The following is a 20,799-nucleotide window of genomic DNA, read 5'->3' as shown; positions in this document are numbered from 1 at the left end:
CAACAGTAAAAATATCCTTTTGAAATCTACTGAATAGGAAACCAGGAATTTTCCCTGGTTTTTTGGTTGCAATTGGTTTTAAGGATCAGGGAATTCTAGCTGGTAGTCTTTGGGCGGATGGCGCAGAGGAAGCCGAAGGGTTCGGGCCCCGTGTTTTTCAGCTGGTGCTCGACGTTCCCGGGGATGTGGACGGCGTCGAAGGGCTTCACTTCGGTCCACGCATCGCCTACCAGAACTTCCCCTGTTCCCCGCAGGATGATAACGGCATGCTCGTGGGGATGGCGCTCTCTTCGGGAAAATCCTTTCACTTCCAGCTCGAAGTAGCGGAGGATAACCTCGGAACCTTCGACAAGGATCTTCCGGGTCGCCCCGGCAAAACCCTCCCCATCTGCATAGGGCAGGTTGGTCACGCCCTCCCATCGCCACGATTCGAGAAACTTCTTAACTGACATCCACCAGCACCTTCAGAACCCTTCCCCCCGCCGACAGGATTTTCAGGGCGTCCTCCACACGGTCCAGTGGAAAGCGATGGGTAATGAGCCGATCCACGGGCAGGGCACCACCGGCGATCATACGGAGGGATTCTTTCGTGTCGTTGGGATCGCAGGAGTAGGAAGTCGTGACGGTGATGTCGTTGAAGTAGAGGTGATGCGGGGAGATACCCAGGACGTCTTCGGGCGCCGATGGCGTGAAGAGGACGACCGTTCCTCCAGGGGCGACAACCTTCATTCCTAATTCCATGGCAGGCAGATACCCGGGGCCCACAATCACGATGTCGCCCCCCTCCCCGCCCGAGGCTTCCCGGAGAGCCTCCGCAGCATCGGGAGTATTTCCATCGATCACCGATCCAAACCCGTGATCACGGGCCATCTCCAGCCGTTCTGGCATAAGGTCGGTCACGGCGATCTCTTTGACCCCGTAGGCCCTGGCCGCGTACGCATTTAAAAAACCCATCCCCCCCATTCCAATGAGGATTACCCGGTCGTCGGGACGGATGCCAGCCTGCCGGAAGGCATGGATCGAGCAGGCAAAGGGTTCGATCAGGGCAGCGGCCTCATCGGAGACCTCGTCGGGAAGGGTTAGCGTATCCATGCGCACCGCCTGGGACCGGACGATCGCTTCCTCGGCAAACCCTCCGGGAGAGAGGGCTTGCTTTCTCCAGGTGGGGCAGAGAATATATTGTTCTCTCCTGCAGAACCTGCAGGAACCGCAGGGGGCATGGTGATGGACAAAGAGGCGCTGTCCGGGCCGGAACCCATCCACTCCGTCCCCCGGTTCCAGCACCTCGGCGACCGGTTCATGGCCGAGGACGACAGGCGCTTTCTTCTTCACGTACCACGAGAGGACATCGGAGGTACAGGCTCCGCACACCCGGATTCGCACCCGGAGCTCTCCCGGACCCGGTACGGGCTCGGGCCACTCTTCGGTACGGACGGTGAGATGGTCGGTGGCGACGGCGACTTTCATGGCTTGATCACGAACTTGAATCCCTCCCCTCCCCTGAGCCGATCGAGGGCTTCCGGAAGAGAGGGCAGATCATAGGTGTCCGAAAAAAGCTGGTGAAGGGGATAGGTTCCTGACACGATGGCTGTGTACGTTGCGGCAACGGCCCTCCTGTCGTAATGGAAAGATCCGGCGATCGTGAGCTGTTCATAATGGAGGGCGGTGACATCCACACGGGTGAAGGTCCCTTCTTCACAACCGGCGAATGCCATGAAGGTACCACCACCCCGGAGGCAGGCGATGCCGGGCTCCCAAAGGTCGGCATTTCCGCTGGTTTCAATCACCACTTCCGCACCCAGGCCATCGGTCCGGGATCGAATGATTTCAGGCAAGTTTTCGTCCATGATCACTGTCTCGAACCCGTACTGTTTGAAAACCTCCAGGCGGTTCGGTCTTCTCCCCGCGATAAAGATGGGCTCGAAGTTCCGTTCCCGGGCAATCCATGCATGCATCAGGGCAATCGCACCGGCACCGGTAATCACCAGGGGACCGGGCACGTTTATTTTCACCCTCTGCCAGGAGAAGATCACCGAAGCCAGAGGATCGAGGAGCGCGGCCTCCGCATAGGAAACCCGTTCAGGAATTGTGTAAGTCTGCCACGAAACGATATGAGAAGGAATGACGATATAGTCGCTGAAGGTACCCCAGAGCTTTTTCTCCATCAGCGTGTGGCAGAGGTTTTCCCGGTTTATCCTGCAATACGAACAGGTCCCGCAGGGAGCCGAAATGGGAAACATGACCCGGTCTCCCTCCTGGAACCCTTCCACACCTTCTCCCACCTCGACGACGTCGCCGCTTGCCTCGTGACCAAAGGGTGTAGGGAAGGTGAGCTTTGGATGGCCGCGATCGAACATCTTCATATCCGTACCGCAGGTAAGTCCCGCCTGAACCCGCACAAGCAGTTCACCCGGACCCGCGGCGGGAACCGCTTCCTCGATCATATCCAGGACGCCCGGCCGGCTCAGGACAAACCTTCGGTTAACCCGCACTTCTCACACTCCCTACTCCTGCGGCGGCAAATATGCCCGCCACTGCTGCGTCAAACTCACTCAAAAATCCTCGACGCAGGCTGCGGCTGTGCGTCCGGTGTTTTTCACTCGTTTTCCTTGCATTCACAGACATCTTCACCGCCTCGCTACACACCGAGTATGAAAAATGCGGGTAACCATGTGGGAAATTGTACCATTCCCTCAGGCAGAACTCGATTCCCGTCATCCGTCCGAAGGGCGTCCGCGATCAGGCACGAGGAGCGTGACCCCCGCAAAGGCGGCGATCAGGCCCAGGGTCAACACCTTGTGGATAACGGCCGCCGTTCCCGCACCCAGCAGATCGGCACAGGAGAGGTGAAGGAGGTATGCCCAGGTTACGGAACCCACACCGAGTCCCCCGGGTATAAAGGAAAGGACACTGGCAAAGGAGGCGAGGAAGTAGGTGGCGATGATGACCATCGGCGAACAGGGAGTCAGGGCCTTCATGGCAAGGATGGCGGAGGTCCATTCGAAGAGATGCTGAATCAGGGTAAGAGCCACAAGGATCAAAACGGTCCGCACATCGGCTGTTTCCCTCAGCGTGGAAAGGGTCTCCCGCAGGAAGGCGCGAAACCGCTCGGCACGGCCGCTTCCCAGCCACAGGACCGCAAAGAGGATTCCGCCTGCAGCTGCAACGGCAGCCAGCCCGATGGCCACCTGGCGATGAAAGAGACCCAACGCGATGGAGGACAGGAAAACCAGGGAAAGATAGAGTCCGATTTCCACTGCCCGAATTAAAAGAAACACGCCGGTCCGCCGGGCGGTCGAACCGCCACGCACCGGCTCGACAAGGGGAACGTGGGCCACTTCGCCCATCCGGAGCGGAGTGAGGATCCCAACCACCACCTGAAGGGCGTAAATCCTGAAAAACTTCCATGGCGAAAGATGGAGTACGACAGCCCACTTTACCATGCGGATCAAATAGGAAAGTGCGTACGCTATTACAATCCCGAGGACCGTCACAGGAGAAATCTTGGAGAGCGACGAGGCGACCTCCCTGACTCCGAGGGAAAGGATGAAGGCGACGAGGATTCCTATCCCGAACAATCCCAGAATGATGCGGAAATAACGGCTGGCGCGGACGTCCATGGCTGAGATTCTAGCATGTGATACAATATCGCCGTGAGTCTCGAAGAACTCTTACGCTTTGCGAAAGACCAGGGCGCATCCGATCTTCACCTGAAACCGATGAGGCCTCCCCTGTTACGGATCAAGGGAAAGCTCCTCCCTGTCAAGGGAGACCCCCTGAAGCCCGAGCAGATCGAGGACCTGGTCATGAAGATCCTCACGCCACCCCAGGTGGAGAAGCTGAATTTGAATCAATCTGTCGATCTGGGGTACGGGGTAAAGGGTGTGGCCCGATTCCGGGGAAACATATATTTCCAGCGAGGAACGATTTCCGCTTCCTTCCGGCAGATCCCCTATGACATCCAGAACATCGCAGATCTGAATCTCCCGGAAGTTCTTTACGAATTCTGCAAAATAAAGACGGGCCTGGTCCTGGTTACCGGGGCGACGGGCATGGGGAAATCTACTACCCTTGCGGCCATTATCAAGGAAATTGTGGCCAGCCGGCATGACCACGTCATCACGATTGAAGATCCCATTGAGTTCCTATTCTCCGACAACAAGGCCACCATCTCCCAGAGAGAGGTAGGAACGGACACTCCCTCCTTCAAGGAGGCCCTCCGCAACGCCATGCGCCAGGACCCCGATGTCATCATGGTCGGTGAAATGCGCGACCGGGAGACGATATCCACGGTTCTCACCGCAGCAGAGACCGGGCATCTGGTCTTTTCGACGCTCCATACGAATTCTTCGGCTCAGACGATCGACCGGATCATCGACGCCTTTCCCTCCGATCAGCAGGATCAGATCCGAAGCCAGCTGGGCCAGGTCCTCCGGGCCATCGTTTCGCTCAAGCTGGTGCCGAGACGGGATGGAAAGGGCATGGTGGCGGCGACTGAAATCATGAAAAACACCCCCAAAATCACAAAGTCGATTGAAGAGGGGGATATCAAGAATATTCACGAAGAGATCGAGGGATCCGTGGCCCACTTCAGGATGCAGAGCCTGAACCAGTCTCTGATCGCCCTCCTGGTTAACCAGGTGATCGACTACGAAACCGCCATGGACTGCTCACCCGAAAGCGACGATCTCTCACTGAAGCTCAGGAAGTTGTTTCCGCATCTCGAACAGAGGAAGGAGGCGGTCGTGGCCCCATCCGATGCAGACTTCTCCGAAGTCCAGAAACTCATGGGTATCAAGAAGCTCTATGAAGAGCAGGAAGAGAAGTTCCGGCTTCAAATGTCGGAGAAAGACGAGATCATCCAGCAGATGGAAGAAGATCTCCAGCGTCTCCGTGCCGAAATCCAGGATGTCGGCGGCGCCAGCGGCGAGCTCCGCGCCGAAATCGAAAAGCTCAAGCGCGCGAACGAAACCATGGACCGCGAATACCAGGGAAAGCTTAAGCAGCTGCAGGAGCGGATCCGTACGCTGAACAACGAACTTACGGAAGCCCGGGGCGGTTCCAAGGGAGACGAAAGCAAATCGGGAGGATTCTTCCGCCGCTGACCCGTTGCGTTCAGGCCCGAAATATGGTAAAACCAAGCCCGTATTTTTACTCCAAAAGGGAGGAAGCACATGAGCGTTAATGTTGAAGAAAAAGTGAAAGAAATCATCGTTAAGCAGTTAGGTGTTGAAGCTGATCGAGTTGTTGCCGCCGCCAAGTTCATCGACGATCTCGGCGCGGATTCCCTGGACACCGTCGAGCTGGTCATGGCCTTCGAAGAAGAATTTGGCGTCGACATCCCTGACCAGGAAGCGGAGAACATCCGCACCGTCGGTGATGCCGTCGAGTATTTAAAAGCCCACGCATGACATCAGAGCGTGTCGTCGTAACCGGCCTCGGGCTGGTTACCCCGCTGGGAACCGGGGTCCAGAAGACCTGGAACGCCCTGGTTTCCGGCACCAGTGGGATCGCTCCCATTACCCAATTCGATACGACCGACTTCCCGGTGATCATCGCCGGGGAGGTTAAGGATTTCGTCACCGAGGAATGGTACGACCCGAAAGAAGCACGCAAAGTCGACCGTTTTGTCCATCTGGCGATTTCCGCTGCGGAGCAGGCTGTGAGGGATGCAGGTCTGAAGGAAACACCCCTGCCGGGAGAAGAAGTCGGCGTCGTCATCGGAAGCGGGATCGGGGGCCTTTCCTGGATCGAAAAGAACCGGGATATCGTTCGGGACAAGGGCCCGAGGCGGGTATCTCCCTTCTTCATCCCGGGCTCCATCGTCAATATGCCTTCAGGAATCGTTTCGATCCTCCACCAGTTCAAAGGCCCCAATTCCGCCACCTGCACGGCCTGCGCCACGGGCGCCCACGCCCTGGGTGACGCCTACAGCTTCATCAAGCGGGGACTCGCCCGGGCCATGGTATCGGGAGGGACCGAATCGGTCATCTGTCCCCTTGCCCTGGCCGGATTTGCCTCGATGCGCGCTCTTTCCAGCCGGAACGAAGAGCCTCAGAGAGCTTCACGGCCCTGGGACCGGGATCGGGACGGCTTCGTCATTGCCGAGGGTGCCGGTGTCATGATTCTGGAATCCCTGACCTCCGCAAATGAGCGGGGTGCAAAAATCTATGCGGAAGTGATCGGTACGGGAATGTCCGGGGATGCGTTTCACATGGCTGCTCCCGATGCCTCGGGCGACGGTGCGAAACGAGCCATGCGTGCCGCCCTGCAGGACGCGGGAATCTCTCCGGAAGATGTGGATTACATCAATGCCCACGGGACATCGACACCTGTCGGCGACATCGTGGAGATTCAGGCCGTCAAGGAAGTCTTTGGATCCCATGCCGATGAACTGGTCATGAACTCTTCCAAGTCAATGATCGGTCACACCCTCGGCGCCGCCGGCGGAGTCGAATCGGCCGTGACCGTGCTGACGCTCTACCATGGCCTGGCTCACCCCACGGTCAACCTGGAAAACCCGGACGAAGGCTGCGATCTCAACCTCTGCCGTGAGGGCAGCATCCAGCGTGATTTCCGGATTGGACTGAATAACTCCTTCGGCTTCGGAGGAACGAATGCCTGCGTCCTTTTCCGGCGCTGGGACGGTTCCTGATTCCGATCTTCGGGTCCCCCGGACCCATTTCGTAATTTGACCTTGCAGCGCCTCATTTTCATCCTCGGTGGAATCTATGACGCCGCCTTTGCGGTCATGATCCTCTTCTTTCCCCGTCCCATCTTTCATCTTCTCTCCATCCCCTACCCGGAACCCTCCGTTTACCTGAAGCTCTGCGGGATCTTTCTGGCCATGCTGGCGTGGATTTACTTTCTTTATGTCAAGAGTCCCCTGCGCTATGCGGGCCTGGTGCCCGTCGTGATCCTGGGACGGACATGCGGAGCCCTGCTCTTCGGGTTCGGGATCCCCGTGTGGCATCTCCCCCTCGTCTTCCTCCTCTTTGCCGGGGGGGATTTCATCATCGCCTCGCTCCACACGATGGCCGTCTTCTGGGATCGGTAGGGAATCTGCCTCTCCTTTACAGCGGAAATACTGTTTCTCTGTGATTCGAATAAGATCCACGCTATAATTGTAAGAAGAAATAAAGCTGTCGAGGAGAGGATGATGAAAACTGCCATGGTTCTTATCTCATTCATGCTTCAGGGTATGATCCAGGCATCGGTTCCTTCCCCCTTCCTGCCGGGAACAGAGCAATATTCCCAACCGGGTTCGTCCTATTTTCCTGAAGAACTCACGGCCTCCCTGGATCCGGATTTTCTGAATAAGGCTCAAAACTTAGGGCGTATTCAGATTGACAATCTCCCTCTTTCAAACGGCCAATGGGTTACCGTCGAGCTGACAGAATTCGATCCCTTTTCCCCCGGCGCTAAAATTATTGAAATGTCCGACGAGGGTCCAATCATTCATGAACCGAGCCGAAACCGAACCTATTTTAAAGGCCATGTCCTGGGGAGATCGCACGATTCTCTCGCCCTGTTTGCCTTGTGGCCCAGCGGCTTTTCCGGATTCATCCAGCTGGAACGAACCCGGTACATCTTTGGTATAAAACATACGTCGGACGAAAAGCCCCTCGCCGCCGTGAGCCGGTTCGATCCTTCCGTGGATCCCTCAAAGATTCTTTCTTGCTGTAACGATCAGGATGATTCCATCAACGAGATCCCCTCTCTTCAGGATATCGTCAACCAGGATCCTGCCTTTCGTGTCCCCAGTTCCGGAACTCTGAAAGCGGATCTGGCTCTGGACATGGATTATGAAGCCTATACACATTTCGGATCGGTTCAAGCTGCTGTTGACTATGCTACAGATCTAACCGCTGCCATTTCAGTATTCTACGAAAGGGATGCCGACACCATAATCAGTATTGGTAATATCGTCGTCTGGACATCTACAGCTTCTCCCTACCCGTATACAGGATCGACAACATCCGCATTGCTCACTCAGATCGGAACCTATTACCAGACATACATGGGAAGCGTAAACAGGGCGACCGCCATTCTCCTCTCACTTAAAAACCTGGGCGGCGGGATTGCGTGGCGTTGTACCGGTGGATGCCTCTGCAGTACCACATATGGGTACGGAGTTATCGGAATCAACGGCACCTACGGCTACCCCACCACATCCTATACGTGGGATGCCGATGGATACGCGCACGAACTTGGACACAACTTCGGTTCCCGGCACACTCACTGCTATCAGGACCCTCCCGGAACCTGGCTCGACTGCTGTTATGTGGGAAATCCTGTGGAAACAGGGTGCTGTGAAGGACCAGCCGCCGAGTCGGACGGGACGATCATGAGCTACTGTCACCTGTGGCCGCCGTACGACAAGCCCCTCATCTTCCATGAATACGTCAAACCGATCATCCGGACCGGAGCAGAAAATGCATCGTGCGTTTTAGAGGCTGGCTCGCCCGGTACGCTCGTAGAAGATGGCTCGGGAGATGGTGTGATGGTAAGCAAACAGACAGGATACGTTCCTATATCTTTTTCCTTTGACGACGGTTCACCAAATACAAATGTTGGATTTGGCGGTACCAGCACTAGCCGCCTTGCATGGATCAAACGCTTTAGTCCTTCTGAATATCCAATCACCGTTACTGAAGTTAATGTAATTTTCTGGGATGGTACAATTTCAGTTGGCCGGAATATACAGATTCTTTTTTACAGAGATACATCGGGCTCTGGTTCACCTTCCAATTCCACACTCGATTATACTCAGAATGTCACTGTTCAGGTTGTTAGCTCTTCAAGTTGGAATAACTATACATTAAGCACACCTCAAACAGTTACTGTCGGTGATTTCTATGTTGGATTCTACGATTTGGATGCACCAACATATCCGGGATCTTACCCAGCAGCAGCTGACACGAACACCCCACCATCTGGTAGATGTTTTTACAAAAGCAACAGTACAACACCTTCAGGGTATACCAGTACAGATTCATATGGTTGGAACTGGATGATCAGAGCGGCGGGAACGCGCTCTCCATCCGGGGACGATATCCTTCTGACATGGGGTGATCCCTGTAACGTGGCAACGGAGCCTTCGCAGAGCTTTGCCGTCTACTCAAAATCTCTTTCTCTCCTTGAAAGTGAAGGATACGATCCCAATCCCTTAAGCTGCACGGAAAGTGGGCATTCCTACTCAACAAACATTTCAGGTGACGCCTACTTCACCGTAGTTCCGATTCTGGGACCTAACGAGGGCGGTCACGGATTTTCACGCACGACGACGAACACCTGTGCGACGATCAATCCCGACCCCTCCTGCCCTTAGTTTTTTATTTCTTGATGTAGCGGTTAACCAGCTCTTCGAAGAGCTCCTGAAGGAGTGACCGGGCGCTTCTGCGCTTCGGGACCGTGGGCAAGGGATCGTGCCGGTGCTTCCGCCAATCCTCCTCCAGGAGAAGCAGGTACTTACCGGGAATCGGGGACTGACGACCCAGGGTCCGGGTCACCAGTGAGATTCGGGCAAAGTGTTCCACCAGTTCCATTCGAAGATAGGCCGATTCCAGGTCGGGCCCGAATGTAATGACTCCGTGGTTTCTAAGGAGAAGGGCATCGTGATCCTCAAGGAAGGGAGCGATGGCCTCCGCAAGTTCCAGGGAGCCCGGATTGGCGTAGGGAGTGACGGGTACCCTCCGGAAATTGGCATACATTTCCGCCAGGATCGGATCGCTGAGTGATTCTCCCGCCGCGGCAAACCCCGTGGCCATGGGGGGATGGGCATGGACAATGGCCTGCACATCGTCCCTCTGCCTGTAAATATGGAGGTGAAGGAGAAGTTCGGAGGAGGGTTCCCGGTCCCCTGAGATCTGGCCGCCCATGGGGTCGAGCATGACACTGTCCTTGACCGTAAGACGTCCCTTGCAGATCCGGGACGGCGTGACCAGGAGATTCCCATCCGGAAGACGGAGACTGATATTTCCTTCCCCCCCCACAATGAGACCCTTGTCGTAGAGAAGCCTCCCAATGGAAATAATCTGGTCCCAGGTGTTGGGAATGTTTATTGCGACTTCGTTCTGGTTGACCATTTCTCCGCACACTCCTTGCTGCAGAAATAGTGCCCATAGGCTTCGACCGCGCGCTCTCTGGGCAGATAGGACTCACAGACAGGATCTTTCACCATCTCACCGCCCGTTGAAAAGCGGTGGCTCTTTTTGTGGATCCGGGAAAACTTCCTCCACCCGAGATCGGGATCCCGGGGCTTACGTGAAATTATTCTCCAGAAAAGATATGCGAGGCCGATAAGGATGAGCCAGAAAAACCGGCGCATCAGGAAGCTCCGAGATCCGCCTCCACTTCCGCAAGATTAATCTCTTTCGGAACCACCTTTTTGAGCTTTTCATAATAGGCCTTCGCGCGGTCCTTATTCTTCAGATCATAGAGAGAAACCACACAGGCGTTGTAGAGGGAATGCCAGTGGTTCGGATCCAGCTTCGAAGCACTGTCGTACATTTCAACCGCCTTGTCGAACTGGCCGGTGTTACGGTAACAGGTTCCCAGATCGGTGAGGACGTTGGGATCATTTCCCTTGATCTGAACCGCCGCTTCATAGCGGGGAGCAGCCTTCTCGAAGATATTGGCATCGTAATAGAGATTTCCCAGTTCCACCAGAGCATCGTAATTCTGTGGGTCCTTCTCGATCAGCCCTTCCAGGTCCTGGATTCTCTGCATGACCCCGTCCATGGAGTGGGGATTTTCCCCGGGAGCCATCTGGGGCTGTCCCATACCCATCATGGATCCGGACATCTGAGCCCGTTCAAGGTTGCGATAGTGGAGATCGGTAAAGATATATCCCAGGAGGAGTCCCAGGCTCAGTCCGATGATGAATGCAAATACGAGTTTAGGGTTCATGAATTTTCTTGGCGGACCACGTTCCGGTCATGGGGCCGCCGGTCGTAAACATTGTGGCCTCCCATGTACCGCTGATGGTCTCTTCCTCCTTCTTTAGTCTTCCGTAATATACGGCGATAAAACCTTTTTCCGAATCGATACGCTCGAGCCTGACGCGATCCCCCACCAGCGTACCCTTCAGAGATCCCGTCCATCCACCCGTGAGAGTGTAGTCTCCTGAAATCAGGGTCGTAGACTGTTTGAGTCGAAAAACGCCTTCCTGATCGCCGGGATTCAATATCACCTCCCACTTTCCGGTGAGAGGTTCCTCGGTGGCTTCTTCCCCTCTGGCCAGATCCTGCTCCACTTTGAGTGCAGCGATCCGGTCCATCCGGCGGGAAATCTGGGTGCTCAAGTCGGTGAGCCGTGCCTGCAGGGCGTTCAGGTAACTCCATTCCACCTGAAGCTGTGCGGTGGTGTTCTCGAGCTCTTCACGATCCAGGGTTTCACCCTGAATGACGGTATAGAGCCGATCATGGAGCGTCTTGTACCGCCCGAACTCCTGAGACCAGGCCGCATAGAGTTTCGCGTATGCCTCCATCTCACCCGCCAATAGCGTCTGCTCCACACGAACGTTGATACGGACAGCGTCGGATGGAGTCATCTGGGCCAGGAGCGGACAGACGAGGCAAAAAACGAGCAAACCGAAAAAGGTATGCTTCATGACGGTATTGTATCGGCCGGACAGAGTGATGTCAATTGACCTCTCATAGATCGAATACGTTGGATCGCTTATCGACGTTGGGGAAATCTGTCATGGTATACTCTTGGCAAGGAGGAGACTATGCGCACTTTTCTTACCCTTGTACTCGCAACCGTTTGTATGATCGCCCTCGTGAGCTGTATCCAGTATGATCAGGTTATTACCTTGAATAAGGACGGGTCCGGCAAGGTCGATCTGCATTACGCCATGAGCGAGATGATGACCCAGCAGATGAAGGCCATGAGCCAGATGGCGGAAGAGATGTCCAAGAACATGGGCGGGGAAGCCACGGAAGAGCCGGAAAAAGACGAGATGAACATCTTCAATTTTGAAGAAGATAAAATCAAGGGTGAATTTGACAGTCTCAAGCAGGATGGAATATCCCTGACCGATTCGAAGACCTACAAGAAGGACGGTTGGGAACACGTCGAACTGACCTTTACCTTCAAAGACTTTACCAAATTGTCCAAAGTATCCTACTTCAAGGACAACGACATGAAGATCACGAAAAACGCCAAGGGTAACTATGTGATCTTCTCGAAGTCCAAGAAGGGGGAGGAAAAGGCCGAAGCCGCGGAAGAGGGCGAGGAAGCCCCTTCCATGGAAGGCATGCCGGATGAAGACGCCATGAAGGACATGATGCTGCCCATGATGAAGGGCTTCCGTGTCTCCATCACCTTTAACACCCCCACCCCGATTGTTTCTACGACAGCGCCGGAAAAGGGCAAGACGATGGCGAAGTGGGAATTCGATCTCGAAAAGGATCAGGAAGCCATGTCCAAGATGGAAGAAGAAGACATGGTCATCGAGTTCGAAGGGAAAGGTGTCTCCATGAAGGAGATGAAGTAAGACTCAATTGTGAATTCCCGCGGGGAGTAACCCTCCCCGCGGCCTACCCTCACGGTCTACAGCTCTACTTCCCGTAAGTATTCGGCTGCCTCCTCCGGAGGTGTCGGATTGATGTAGAAGCCCGTCCCCCATTCGAACCCGGCCATCTTTGTAACCCGAGGAATAATCTCAATATGCCAGTGATAATCAAAGGGAAGCGTCTGCCAGTATCCGGGACGAAGAGGGCCTGCGCCGGTATTGGGTGCATTATGGAGGATGAAGTTGTAGGGCGGGTTGAGAAGGCTCCGGTTGAGGCGCATCAGCGTATCCTTCAGCGTGACCGCCAGGAGGCGAAGATCTTCCTCCGTCGTGAGTAAAAAGTCGTGCTGATGAAACCGTGGAGCAATGGACGTCTCAAAGGGAAACCGGGAAGCATAGGGAGCGAAGACCACAAATCGTTCGTTGGCCCTTACGATCCTGATCTTCTGCTCCATCTCCTGTGTGAGAATGTCGCAGATCAGACATCTTTCTTTCAGCCGGAAGTGGTCCCGGCATGAATCGAGTTCGATGGCAACAGTTCTCGGTGTGACGGGGGTCGCAATAATCTGCATGTGGGTATGATCGATGGACGCTCCGGCAGCTTCTCCATGATTCTTGAAGAGCAGGCAGTATCGAAATCGTCCATCACGGTTGAGATCTCTCAGACGCTCCTGGCACATCTTCAGTACAAGAATGAGATGGTCGACAGGAAGGTCGGAGAGGTTGGCATTGTGATCCGGTGTCTCGATCACGACTTCATGGGCACCGATCCCGTTCATTTTGTCAAAGATTCCCACCCCCTGGCGGTCCAGGCCGCCTTCGATCCGAAGAGCAGGAAACTTGTTGGGAACCACGCGGACCTTCCAGTTTCGACCTTCGGAGATTCTGGCAATTTCCGGCGGTGTTGCTTCTTCGTGACCGGGGCAGAAGGGACAGAAATGGGTCTGCCTGGCTTCGGCCGGGCTTCGAAAGTCGTGGGGCCTTCGGCCCCGCTCCGTGGCGATGATCACCCATCGCCTCTGGATGGGATCATGGCGCAGATCAGACATCGATGCCTCCGTGGATGGACCCCGGGGTCCGATAGATTTCATTACTGAAAAAGAAATAGTGAATCATACGCACCACATCTCCTCGTTGAAGTTGGGGCCGGGCACCGTGAACGATACAAGGCCCGTCCTCGGGTAGCGTGTCGCCATTGCATCACCCTGATTCATCATAAGGTGAAAGGAAACCGTGTCCCCGGGCTCTGCGTGTAATGTCCTGAAGGGAACGCTGAGCTCCAGGATGGAACCGATTTTTACCTCCATGGCCTCCGGGGCGATGAGGCACTTTTCCGGCAGGTGAAGGGAAAGGTGAATTTCCATACCTTCGAAGATCTCGTCGGCCCGTGCAGGCGGAGTGGGATCGAGCCGGAGATAGAGGTTTTCCAGATCGAAGCCGTACATCAGCTCCTTGAAGGGAGAAAAAGATCCCATCATGGCATCTCCCTGATCGATAAAGCGTCCGGCTCCCTCCCACTCGAAGTAGGAATCAACCCTCCCGTTGATAGATGGACGGATCGTCTGGACCGGATGCCTCTCCACGGAAACCTCCGAGACGATCAGGCTCTCGCCCAGATGAATGGGAGGAGACTGGTTGAGCTCTGTGTACGCCTCACTCAGGTGTGTCCGGAAAAGGAGGTCGAATTCAGGTTCATAGGGGCTGGAGTTTCCTTCACCGTACCACCAGAACCAGTCACTTCCCTGGGCCGCCATCAGAGACGGTGAGGGTCCATCTCCTTCGTTCCGCAGGATCTGTTTGGCCTCCTCGAGAAGCATCCAGGCGTGATTCTTCACGGGATCCCCAATCCAGATCTTAAAATTGGCATCGATCCATGAGCCTGCAAAAAGAGATTGGATGGATCGGGTCTCTCCATCGTCGATCAGGTCACGTGCATGGTCAATTCCAAGTTCCGATGCGGATTTCTGGTAGAGCTTCCGAAGAAATTCCCGACCCATCCCGGAGTATCCGCCCCAGGGATTTTCCCCGTCAAGAATGGCATGGACAACTCCGTGGCTGTGGTACCGGGCAACCGACTGAACAAAATCACGGACGGCGTCATCGATCCCCATTCCCCCGTATACAAACCCGATCTTGTCGGAGAGAGCATGGTCACGAAAGACGAAACGTCCCTCAAACGCATCGTGGGTATAAAGATAGGCCGGGTCACCCGATTCGGCTTCGCTGGCACGGAGAACTCCTTCATCCGTTCCCACAACGGGATAGCCCTGAAAGAGGGGAACACACTCTTCGCTCACAGATCCCTCCGAAGGCCATAACCCGTCGGGCGGGACTCCAAATATCTCTTCATGGACGGAACGGGCTTTCTCCATGTGACGACGGGCCGAAACGGGATCGGGAGTAATGGGAGGGACCGAGAGGTCGGGATGGGCCCTGGCTACGGAGGAAGGACTGACGAGGATGGGTAAAATCGGGTGAGCGTAGGGTGTGGTCGTCAGCGCGATGCGCCCCTCCTTATGGAGCTCGCGATAGCGGGGAAGGATCGTTGTGAAGTGCTTCTTCATGAGATCAAGAAGAGCAAGACGGTCCTCGTGGGAACGGTCGGACAGAACCGACACAAGGTCATGAATGTCCGGGTCCGACCGAATCACTTCTCCGCACCAGGCATGCAGAAAGAGAAACTGAAGATCTTCAAAGTCCCGGTCGGTCCATTGACGGGCCACGCCGGGAAGGGCGGCCTCAATTACGGTCGCGCCCCGCATTTTAAGAAGCTCAAGGTACCGGGGAACGGGGTAGACCGCCGTTCGCCAGTTCACGTTGAAACAGTGTTTAAGAATAAAGACCCGTTCCTCATCGGTAAGGTCCCTGGCCGGTTTTTCAAACACATCCATGAAAACATCGGGCTCCCAGCTTCGAAGCTGGTCCAGGAGGACCGGAGTGAAGTTGAAGGTCGCCCGTGCACCTTCCACTGATGCGATGACGTCGGCCATATCGAGATAGTCCCGGCAGGCATGGAGCTTGGTCCAGGGAAGGAGGGCCCGTTCACCCACCCGGTATAACGGTTGATGAAAGTGCCACCAGATGTGGACCCTGGGACCTCCCGTCACGCCATTCCCCTGTAGAGTTCCAGAAATTTTCGAGCCGATGCCGCCCACGTAAAATCCAGGGCCATGGCACGTTGAACGGCGGAAGCCCAGATTTTCTTTCTCCGATAGGTGAAAATCGCTTCGCGAACCGCTTCCAGGAGGGCGTCAGGATGAGCCTCATCAAAGGTGAATCCCCACCCGTCCTTCCCATCTTCCGTCACGGGTCGAACCGTATCGAAAAGACCGCCGACCCGCCGCACGATTGGAAGGGTTCCATAGCGGAGAGAGTACATCTGGTTCAACCCGCAGGGTTCGTAGAGGGATGGCATGAGAAAGAGGTTGGAACCGGCCTCGATGAGATGGGCCAGACTATTGTCATATCCAAGCCTGAGCCCGAAACGGCGGCGGTTTTTCGCTGCCGCAGACTGCAGTGCCTGATGGTACGACAGACGACCTTCCCCCAGGATGACGAGCTGAAGAGGGAGAGACATCAGTTCTTTCATGGCATCGATGACCAGTCCGATACCCTTTTGCTCGGCCAGACGGGTTATCATACCGACCATGGGGGTGTCGGTCCGGGGTGTCGGAAGGCAAAATGCTTCTCTTAGAGCCTTCTTATTGGCCGCCTTCCCCTCCATCCTGCCCGGATCATAGGGATGGGGAATCAGAGGATCGGAGGCGGGGTCCCACTCGACAGGATCGATACCGTTGAGAATTCCCCGGAAATGGGTCCCCCTGGAGTTCAACAGACCCTCCATACCGCATCCGAATTCGGGACCGGAGAGAATTTCCTCCGCGTATCGCGGGCTGACGGTGACCACCTCATCCGCAAGGGAAATTCCCAGCTTCATAAAGGAAAACTTCCCATAGAACTCTGCGGGTCCCTCCGCCCACATCCACGATTCGGGAAGCCCGGAACGGGCAAAGAGGTCAGCCTCAAAGTTGCCCTGGTAACCAAGGTTATGAATGTGAAAGACGATCCGACCCGGGCAAGATGCCTGTCGAAGATAACCCGCGACCGGACCCGTATGGTTATCATGGAGATGCACCACGTCTCTCTCTCCAGCCGCTTTCCCGATGATCGAAGCCACGGCATGGGAAAAGGCAAGGAAACGCTCTCCATTGTCCGGGTATCCTTCCCCGGTAGCCGGATCATCGTAGATACCCGGACGGCTAAACCAGGGGGGAAGGTCAAGGAGACAAAATGTCGCCTTGGTATTTTTCAGGTGGACATTCCACTGGTGGCCTCCTCCTTCATCGGGGATCGGGCCTCCATCCTCCCATGATTCCAGGATCAGCCGATCCCGTTCTACTCCCCCATAATTGGGAAGAAAAACCGTGGTTGAAACCCCTTGATCGGCAAGTGCACGGGAGAGGGAAAAGACAACATCGGCCAACCCTCCCACCTTGGCGAAGGGAGAACATTCCGACGCAGCCATGTATACGCGCATACACCCTATTGTATCACCGGGACAAAGACCCCGGATGCCGGGCAGAAGTACGGAAACCCCGGTGAATTCAATCTGCATGACATCGTTTTCTTATCCGGCCTGCAAACTATCAATATACTTGCCTTCAGGTTTTCAGGAGACAAAGAATGGTTCATCACCTTTTCATTAGGCCTCTCTTTCTGGAATATGGAAGGACTGAGGAGGGCAGAGATCGGCTTTTCCAGACCATCGGGGACCGCTTCTGACCGGTTGTCTGTTCAGGGGATAATAAACTAAAGCAAATCATTAGTAATGGATTCGATCTCCTTGACAGGGAAGCCCCTCCCATCCCATCGTAAAGGTAAGGAGGGGGACATGAACATAAAGCAAATTCAGGAGAAGGCCAGGGAATTAGGCATAACAAAAATTCATAAGGTCACGAAGGCGAACCTCATCCGATCGATCCAGACCCAGGAAAAGAACTTCCCCTGCTACGGCACGGCACGAGACGGACACTGTGACCGCACCGACTGTATCTGGCTGCCAGACTGCATCAAGGAATCAAAGCACAAGCACTGAGAAACAGTGCAATATAAAACCTTCTGAATCAACTTCCTGGAACCGGGTTCATAATTTTTCATCTATCAGACACATCGATTCCCTGAATTAATTCATCGTAACAACCGCATCTTCAAATCTTGAATTTTCAGGATTGATTTTCTAATTGTGGCTCTATCTTTTCTCTCTAACACAGGCGTATACTTGAGATGCCAATCTGCTATGAAATGATTTCGGAACTGACAATTGATTGGGGGGTTAATGAAAGAACATTCCGTTCTTTTCAGGATCGTTTGTATCACCGTATTCCTACTTTTTATCACAGCTTATCCACTCCATGCTCAGACAGCCTACCATCAGGGAACAAATTCACCTCCGGGCTCCATTCATTCCTCTCCTTCCTTTATCCAATCTGACTCCGGGAAAATGCAGAATGGACTTCGGACTCTCGGGTGTTCCACCTCCTATTGCCTTCAACAGGTGACCCTAAATACCGCGGGTCAGCCGGCAGACTCTTCCACGCCAAGCTTTGCAATGAATGGTTCCCTGGGTCAGGAGATGACGGTCGGCTGCTCTTCGTCCTACCACTATGTCCTCCAGTCTGGATTCTGGGGACGGTACGGTTCCACCCTTGTCCCGGTGATTCTCATGGTGACCAGGGATATGGGAGATCCCGACTGGCCAAGGCTGGACTGGTCCGGCAACAATGCACCCTATTCCATTTACCGCGCCATCGACTGTTCCCAAATTTTCAGCGGCCTCTATGACAGCACAGGGGAGAAGTACTACACCGATGAATCTCCTCCCTCCGAGGACCTGACCTGCTACAACATCCTGGCCACAGCACCGGGGCGAAGCGGAGAGTCGATCTCCCCTGAGCTGAATGGATCGATCCGGGCACCGTGGTCCCGTTATGAACCACGTTGACAAACAGACCCTGTAAGGAGAAGACCATGAAACAGACATTTGCAGCCATTGCTATTTTGGGCATCATAATAATCCTTCTGATTACGGCCTTTCCGGTGCTGGCACAGACCGTCCCGACCACGATCAATTACCAGGGGCGCCTGACTGACAACACACCTTCCCAGACACCGATCACAAACAGTGTCCCGATGGTCTTCTCCATCTTCGACAACATGGTGGGCGGAACCCAGCTCTGGACCGAGACCTGGCCCGGCGTGGATGTAGTGGACGGGATCTTCAGCGTCCTGCTGGGGAGCAATGGGAATCCCATTCCTGCTTCCGTCTTCACCGAAGGTACGGCCCGCTACCTGGAGATCACTGCGGCGGGAGAAACCCTGACTCCGAGACAGCCGATTGGTTCCGTGGGGTATGCCAACCAGGCGGAAAAGGCCTCCGACAGCGATGCCCTCGGCGGGATTGAATCCTCCTCCTGGCAGATGGCCTTGATCTCCCCATGCTCTCCCGGGGATTTCCTGACCGGGTTCGCCCAGGATGGCACCCCGACCTGTGCCAGTGCGGGAGGAGTAACCGACCACGGGGCGCTGACCGGCCTAAGTGACGATGACCACCCGCAGTATTTCAACCTGGCACAGAACGAAACCGTTACCGGGATACCGGCCTTCGACGGCGGCACATCCGGGGCCAGCGCCCCGTTCTCAGTGGACAGTACCACCGTAGTAACCAACCTCAACGCCGATCTCCTCGACGGCCTTCACGCAGGCTCGTTTTACCAGCAGGGAGGAAATACCTTCGGGGCGGAAGGATGGCTGGGAACCAACGATACCTTTGCCCTGAACCTGGAAGTCGCCAACACCCGTGCTCTCCGAATAGAGCCCGGCACCAGCCCCAACCTCATCGGCGGCTACAGTGGCAACTGGATCGCTAGCGGGACCTTTGGCGCCGTGATCGGCGGGGGGGGGCAGAACGGAAATCTTAACCGGGTGGTCGATCACGTGGGCGTGGTCGGCGGCGGTCAGAACAACCAGGCTGGCAGCGACGACGGAACTGTGGGCAACAACACGCTTGCCACCGTCGGTGGTGGCGCGAACAACACCGCCAGCGGTACGTTGTCGGCGATTACCGGGGGAACGACGAACACTGCCGGCGGTTATGCTTCGACTGTTTCGGGAGGACGGAGCAATTCTGCCGGCAGTCAGTACGCTTTCGTTGGCGGCGGCTATGACAACGAGGCCAACGGACCAAACTTTGGTCCAAATGTCGTGGTCGGCGGTCAATATAACACGGCAGCTGGCGGGGACTATTCCTTCATTGGCGGAGGGGCAAACAATCAGGTCACCGGCGGCATTTACAATGCCATCGTTGCCGGAGCCAACAATCTGATTCCAGCCACCAATTGGGGCAATTTCATCGGCGGGGGATATGGAAACGTGATTGATGGCGCGTCAGGCTATTCCACCATAGCCGGCGGCCGCCAGAACACTGCCAGCACCAGTTATGTCACCGTTGCCGGTGGACGGGGCAATTCAGCCAGCGGCTCGTATGCCACGGTCGCCGGCGGACAGGACAACACGGCCAGCGGCAGTTGGGCCGTCGCCGGGGGCCGGGCCAACACGGTCAGCGGTGCGTATGCCACCGTACCGGGCGGCGTCTATGGCAGTGCGACCCACTTTGGTGAGATGGCCTATGCCAGTGGCGGCTTTGCGGTCGCGGGCGATGCCCAGACCTCGGTATACGTCTTGCGGAGGGAATACGCCATGGCGGCGGGCACCTGGCACGACCTCTTCCTGGACGGGAACAGCACCAGTCAGCGTATTACCATTGCTGACGGACGCACGGTATCCTTCGATATCCTGTTTGCCGGACGAACGTCGGCCGGGGAGTCAGCCGGATACCGTGCACAGGGACTCATCGAGAACGTCGGGGGTACCACAACACTGGTCGGAACACCCATCATCACCGTCCTGGGTGAGGATGATGCAGCCTGGAACGTCCAGGTCCTCGCCAGCGACACCCTCGACGCCCTGATGCCCCAGGTGCAGGGCAACGGAGAGACCATCCGCTGGGTCGCCCGAGTGGAGACGGCGGAAGTGAGTTGGAACGCAAAGGCAAACTCTGAGGAAAGCCCGGAACCGGGAGAGGAACCATCCAAGTCTCGGGAGACCAGGCACCACAATTCTCCGGAAGGGCCTGTTCCACCCCACCCGGAAGACCCACCCCGCATACCGGAAATATCCAGCGGCACCTAGGAAATGACCCAGGAGGGTACAGAGGAACATCA

General features: G+C 55.7%; 19 protein-coding genes. 9 read left to right on the top strand and 10 right to left on the bottom strand.

Features of this window, described 5'->3' with window-relative positions:
- Positions 1-95 precede the first annotated feature (95 nt).
- From PLD04_01555 to PLD04_01540, 4 genes are all read right to left on the bottom strand, one after another.
- Positions 96-452 (bottom strand): cupin domain-containing protein, encoded by a 357-nt coding sequence (locus PLD04_01555; GenBank protein ID HXK67001.1) that lies wholly within the window; start codon positions 450-452, stop codon positions 96-98.
- Positions 442-1,467 carry an alcohol dehydrogenase catalytic domain-containing protein gene (locus PLD04_01550; GenBank protein ID HXK67000.1) on the bottom strand — a complete coding sequence of 342 codons (1,026 nt, stop codon included), beginning with the start codon at positions 1,465-1,467 and terminating at the stop codon, positions 442-444. Before PLD04_01550 ends, PLD04_01555 begins: the two co-directional genes overlap by 11 nt.
- Entirely contained in the window at positions 1,464-2,492 is a 1,029-nt protein-coding gene (locus PLD04_01545; GenBank protein ID HXK66999.1) for an alcohol dehydrogenase catalytic domain-containing protein, read from the bottom strand. Before PLD04_01545 ends, PLD04_01550 begins: the two co-directional genes overlap by 4 nt.
- A 222-nt stretch (positions 2,493-2,714) precedes the next feature.
- Entirely contained in the window at positions 2,715-3,620 is a 906-nt protein-coding gene (locus PLD04_01540) for a lysylphosphatidylglycerol synthase domain-containing protein (GenBank protein HXK66998.1), read from the bottom strand.
- Between the two features lie 33 nt (positions 3,621-3,653).
- On the opposite strand from PLD04_01540, the gene PLD04_01535 reads away from it, so the two are divergent.
- From PLD04_01535 to PLD04_01515, 5 genes are all read left to right on the top strand, one after another.
- On the top strand, positions 3,654-5,105 hold the full coding sequence (locus tag PLD04_01535) for a PilT/PilU family type 4a pilus ATPase (GenBank protein HXK66997.1): 1,452 nt from the start codon (positions 3,654-3,656) through the stop codon (positions 5,103-5,105).
- Positions 5,106-5,174: 69 nt separating this feature from the next.
- Positions 5,175-5,411, top strand: a complete 237-nt coding sequence (locus tag PLD04_01530) for an acyl carrier protein (protein ID HXK66996.1) — start codon at positions 5,175-5,177, stop codon at positions 5,409-5,411.
- Positions 5,408-6,655, top strand: a complete 1,248-nt coding sequence (gene fabF / locus PLD04_01525; protein HXK66995.1) for a beta-ketoacyl-ACP synthase II — start codon at positions 5,408-5,410, stop codon at positions 6,653-6,655. Before PLD04_01530 ends, fabF begins: the two co-directional genes overlap by 4 nt.
- A 42-nt stretch (positions 6,656-6,697) precedes the next feature.
- The gene (locus tag PLD04_01520) at positions 6,698-7,057 is read left to right on the top strand and encodes a hypothetical protein (protein ID HXK66994.1); all 360 of its coding nucleotides are present in this window, start codon (positions 6,698-6,700) and stop codon (positions 7,055-7,057) included.
- 102 nt (positions 7,058-7,159) lie between these two features.
- On the top strand, positions 7,160-9,331 hold the full coding sequence (locus tag PLD04_01515) for a M12 family metallo-peptidase (protein ID HXK66993.1): 2,172 nt from the start codon (positions 7,160-7,162) through the stop codon (positions 9,329-9,331).
- A 4-nt stretch (positions 9,332-9,335) separates the two neighbouring features.
- On the opposite strand, the gene PLD04_01510 is transcribed toward PLD04_01515, so the two are convergent.
- The 3 genes from PLD04_01510 to PLD04_01500 all read right to left on the bottom strand — a co-directional run bounded on the left by PLD04_01510 (position 9,336) and on the right by PLD04_01500 (position 11,614).
- A complete protein-coding gene (locus tag PLD04_01510; protein ID HXK66992.1) occupies positions 9,336-10,088 on the bottom strand; it encodes a class II aldolase/adducin family protein in 753 nt (250 codons plus the stop codon).
- Positions 10,089-10,329: 241 nt separating this feature from the next.
- Entirely contained in the window at positions 10,330-10,911 is a 582-nt protein-coding gene (locus PLD04_01505) for a tetratricopeptide repeat protein (protein ID HXK66991.1), read from the bottom strand.
- Positions 10,901-11,614, bottom strand: a complete 714-nt coding sequence (locus tag PLD04_01500) for a hypothetical protein (GenBank protein HXK66990.1) — start codon at positions 11,612-11,614, stop codon at positions 10,901-10,903. Before PLD04_01500 ends, PLD04_01505 begins: the two co-directional genes overlap by 11 nt.
- 120 nt (positions 11,615-11,734) lie before the next feature.
- Here PLD04_01500 and PLD04_01495 point away from each other — a divergent pair, with 120 nt between their 5' ends.
- Positions 11,735-12,502, top strand: a complete 768-nt coding sequence (locus PLD04_01495) for a hypothetical protein (GenBank protein HXK66989.1) — start codon at positions 11,735-11,737, stop codon at positions 12,500-12,502.
- 56 nt (positions 12,503-12,558) lie between these two features.
- On the opposite strand, the gene galT is transcribed toward PLD04_01495, so the two are convergent.
- The 3 genes from galT to PLD04_01480 form a co-directional block, all read right to left on the bottom strand.
- A complete protein-coding gene (gene galT, locus PLD04_01490; GenBank protein HXK66988.1) occupies positions 12,559-13,569 on the bottom strand; it encodes a galactose-1-phosphate uridylyltransferase in 1,011 nt (336 codons plus the stop codon).
- Positions 13,570-13,632: 63 nt separating this feature from the next.
- Positions 13,633-15,627: a glycoside hydrolase family 57 protein gene (locus tag PLD04_01485; GenBank protein HXK66987.1), complete on the bottom strand. Its 1,995-nt coding sequence runs from the start codon at positions 15,625-15,627 to the stop codon at positions 13,633-13,635.
- Positions 15,624-17,057, bottom strand: a complete 1,434-nt coding sequence (locus PLD04_01480; protein HXK66986.1) for a glycogen synthase — start codon at positions 17,055-17,057, stop codon at positions 15,624-15,626. Before PLD04_01480 ends, PLD04_01485 begins: the two co-directional genes overlap by 4 nt.
- A 354-nt stretch (positions 17,058-17,411) precedes the next feature.
- Here PLD04_01480 and PLD04_01475 point away from each other — a divergent pair, with 354 nt between their 5' ends.
- The 3 genes from PLD04_01475 to PLD04_01465 all read left to right on the top strand — a co-directional run bounded on the left by PLD04_01475 (position 17,412) and on the right by PLD04_01465 (position 20,767).
- Complete coding sequence (locus PLD04_01475; protein HXK66985.1) at positions 17,412-17,615, top strand: SAP domain-containing protein; 204 nt, start codon at positions 17,412-17,414, stop codon at positions 17,613-17,615.
- Between the two features lie 240 nt (positions 17,616-17,855).
- Positions 17,856-18,521, top strand: coding sequence for a hypothetical protein (locus PLD04_01470; protein ID HXK66984.1), 666 nt, complete (start codon positions 17,856-17,858; stop codon positions 18,519-18,521).
- Positions 18,522-18,547: 26 nt separating this feature from the next.
- On the top strand, positions 18,548-20,767 hold the full coding sequence (locus PLD04_01465) for a hypothetical protein (protein HXK66983.1): 2,220 nt from the start codon (positions 18,548-18,550) through the stop codon (positions 20,765-20,767).
- Positions 20,768-20,799 lie beyond the last annotated feature (32 nt).

The organism is Thermoanaerobaculia bacterium (genome assembly GCA_035593605.1).
Lineage (GTDB): Bacteria > Acidobacteriota > Thermoanaerobaculia > UBA2201 > DAOSWS01 > DAOSWS01.
The sequence above is the reverse complement of the archived record's forward strand: the minus strand, read 5'-3'. Positions and strand labels throughout refer to the sequence as shown.

Coding starts and splice junctions, on each gene's coding strand:
- PLD04_01555 (HXK67001.1), bottom strand. CDS start 452: ATGTCAGTTAAGAAGTTTCTCGAATCGTGGCGATGGGAGGGCGTGACC.
- PLD04_01550 (HXK67000.1), bottom strand. CDS start 1,467: ATGAAAGTCGCCGTCGCCACCGACCATCTCACCGTCCGTACCGAAGAG.
- PLD04_01540 (HXK66998.1), bottom strand. CDS start 3,620: ATGGACGTCCGCGCCAGCCGTTATTTCCGCATCATTCTGGGATTGTTC.
- PLD04_01530 (HXK66996.1), top strand. CDS start 5,175: ATGAGCGTTAATGTTGAAGAAAAAGTGAAAGAAATCATCGTTAAGCAG.
- fabF (HXK66995.1), top strand. CDS start 5,408: ATGACATCAGAGCGTGTCGTCGTAACCGGCCTCGGGCTGGTTACCCCG.
- PLD04_01515 (HXK66993.1), top strand. CDS start 7,160: ATGAAAACTGCCATGGTTCTTATCTCATTCATGCTTCAGGGTATGATC.
- PLD04_01510 (HXK66992.1), bottom strand. CDS start 10,088: ATGGTCAACCAGAACGAAGTCGCAATAAACATTCCCAACACCTGGGAC.
- PLD04_01505 (HXK66991.1), bottom strand. CDS start 10,911: ATGAACCCTAAACTCGTATTTGCATTCATCATCGGACTGAGCCTGGGA.
- PLD04_01500 (HXK66990.1), bottom strand. CDS start 11,614: ATGAAGCATACCTTTTTCGGTTTGCTCGTTTTTTGCCTCGTCTGTCCG.
- PLD04_01495 (HXK66989.1), top strand. CDS start 11,735: ATGCGCACTTTTCTTACCCTTGTACTCGCAACCGTTTGTATGATCGCC.
- galT (HXK66988.1), bottom strand. CDS start 13,569: ATGTCTGATCTGCGCCATGATCCCATCCAGAGGCGATGGGTGATCATC.
- PLD04_01480 (HXK66986.1), bottom strand. CDS start 17,057: ATGCGCGTATACATGGCTGCGTCGGAATGTTCTCCCTTCGCCAAGGTG.
- PLD04_01475 (HXK66985.1), top strand. CDS start 17,412: ATGAACATAAAGCAAATTCAGGAGAAGGCCAGGGAATTAGGCATAACA.
- PLD04_01470 (HXK66984.1), top strand. CDS start 17,856: ATGAAAGAACATTCCGTTCTTTTCAGGATCGTTTGTATCACCGTATTC.
- PLD04_01465 (HXK66983.1), top strand. CDS start 18,548: ATGAAACAGACATTTGCAGCCATTGCTATTTTGGGCATCATAATAATC.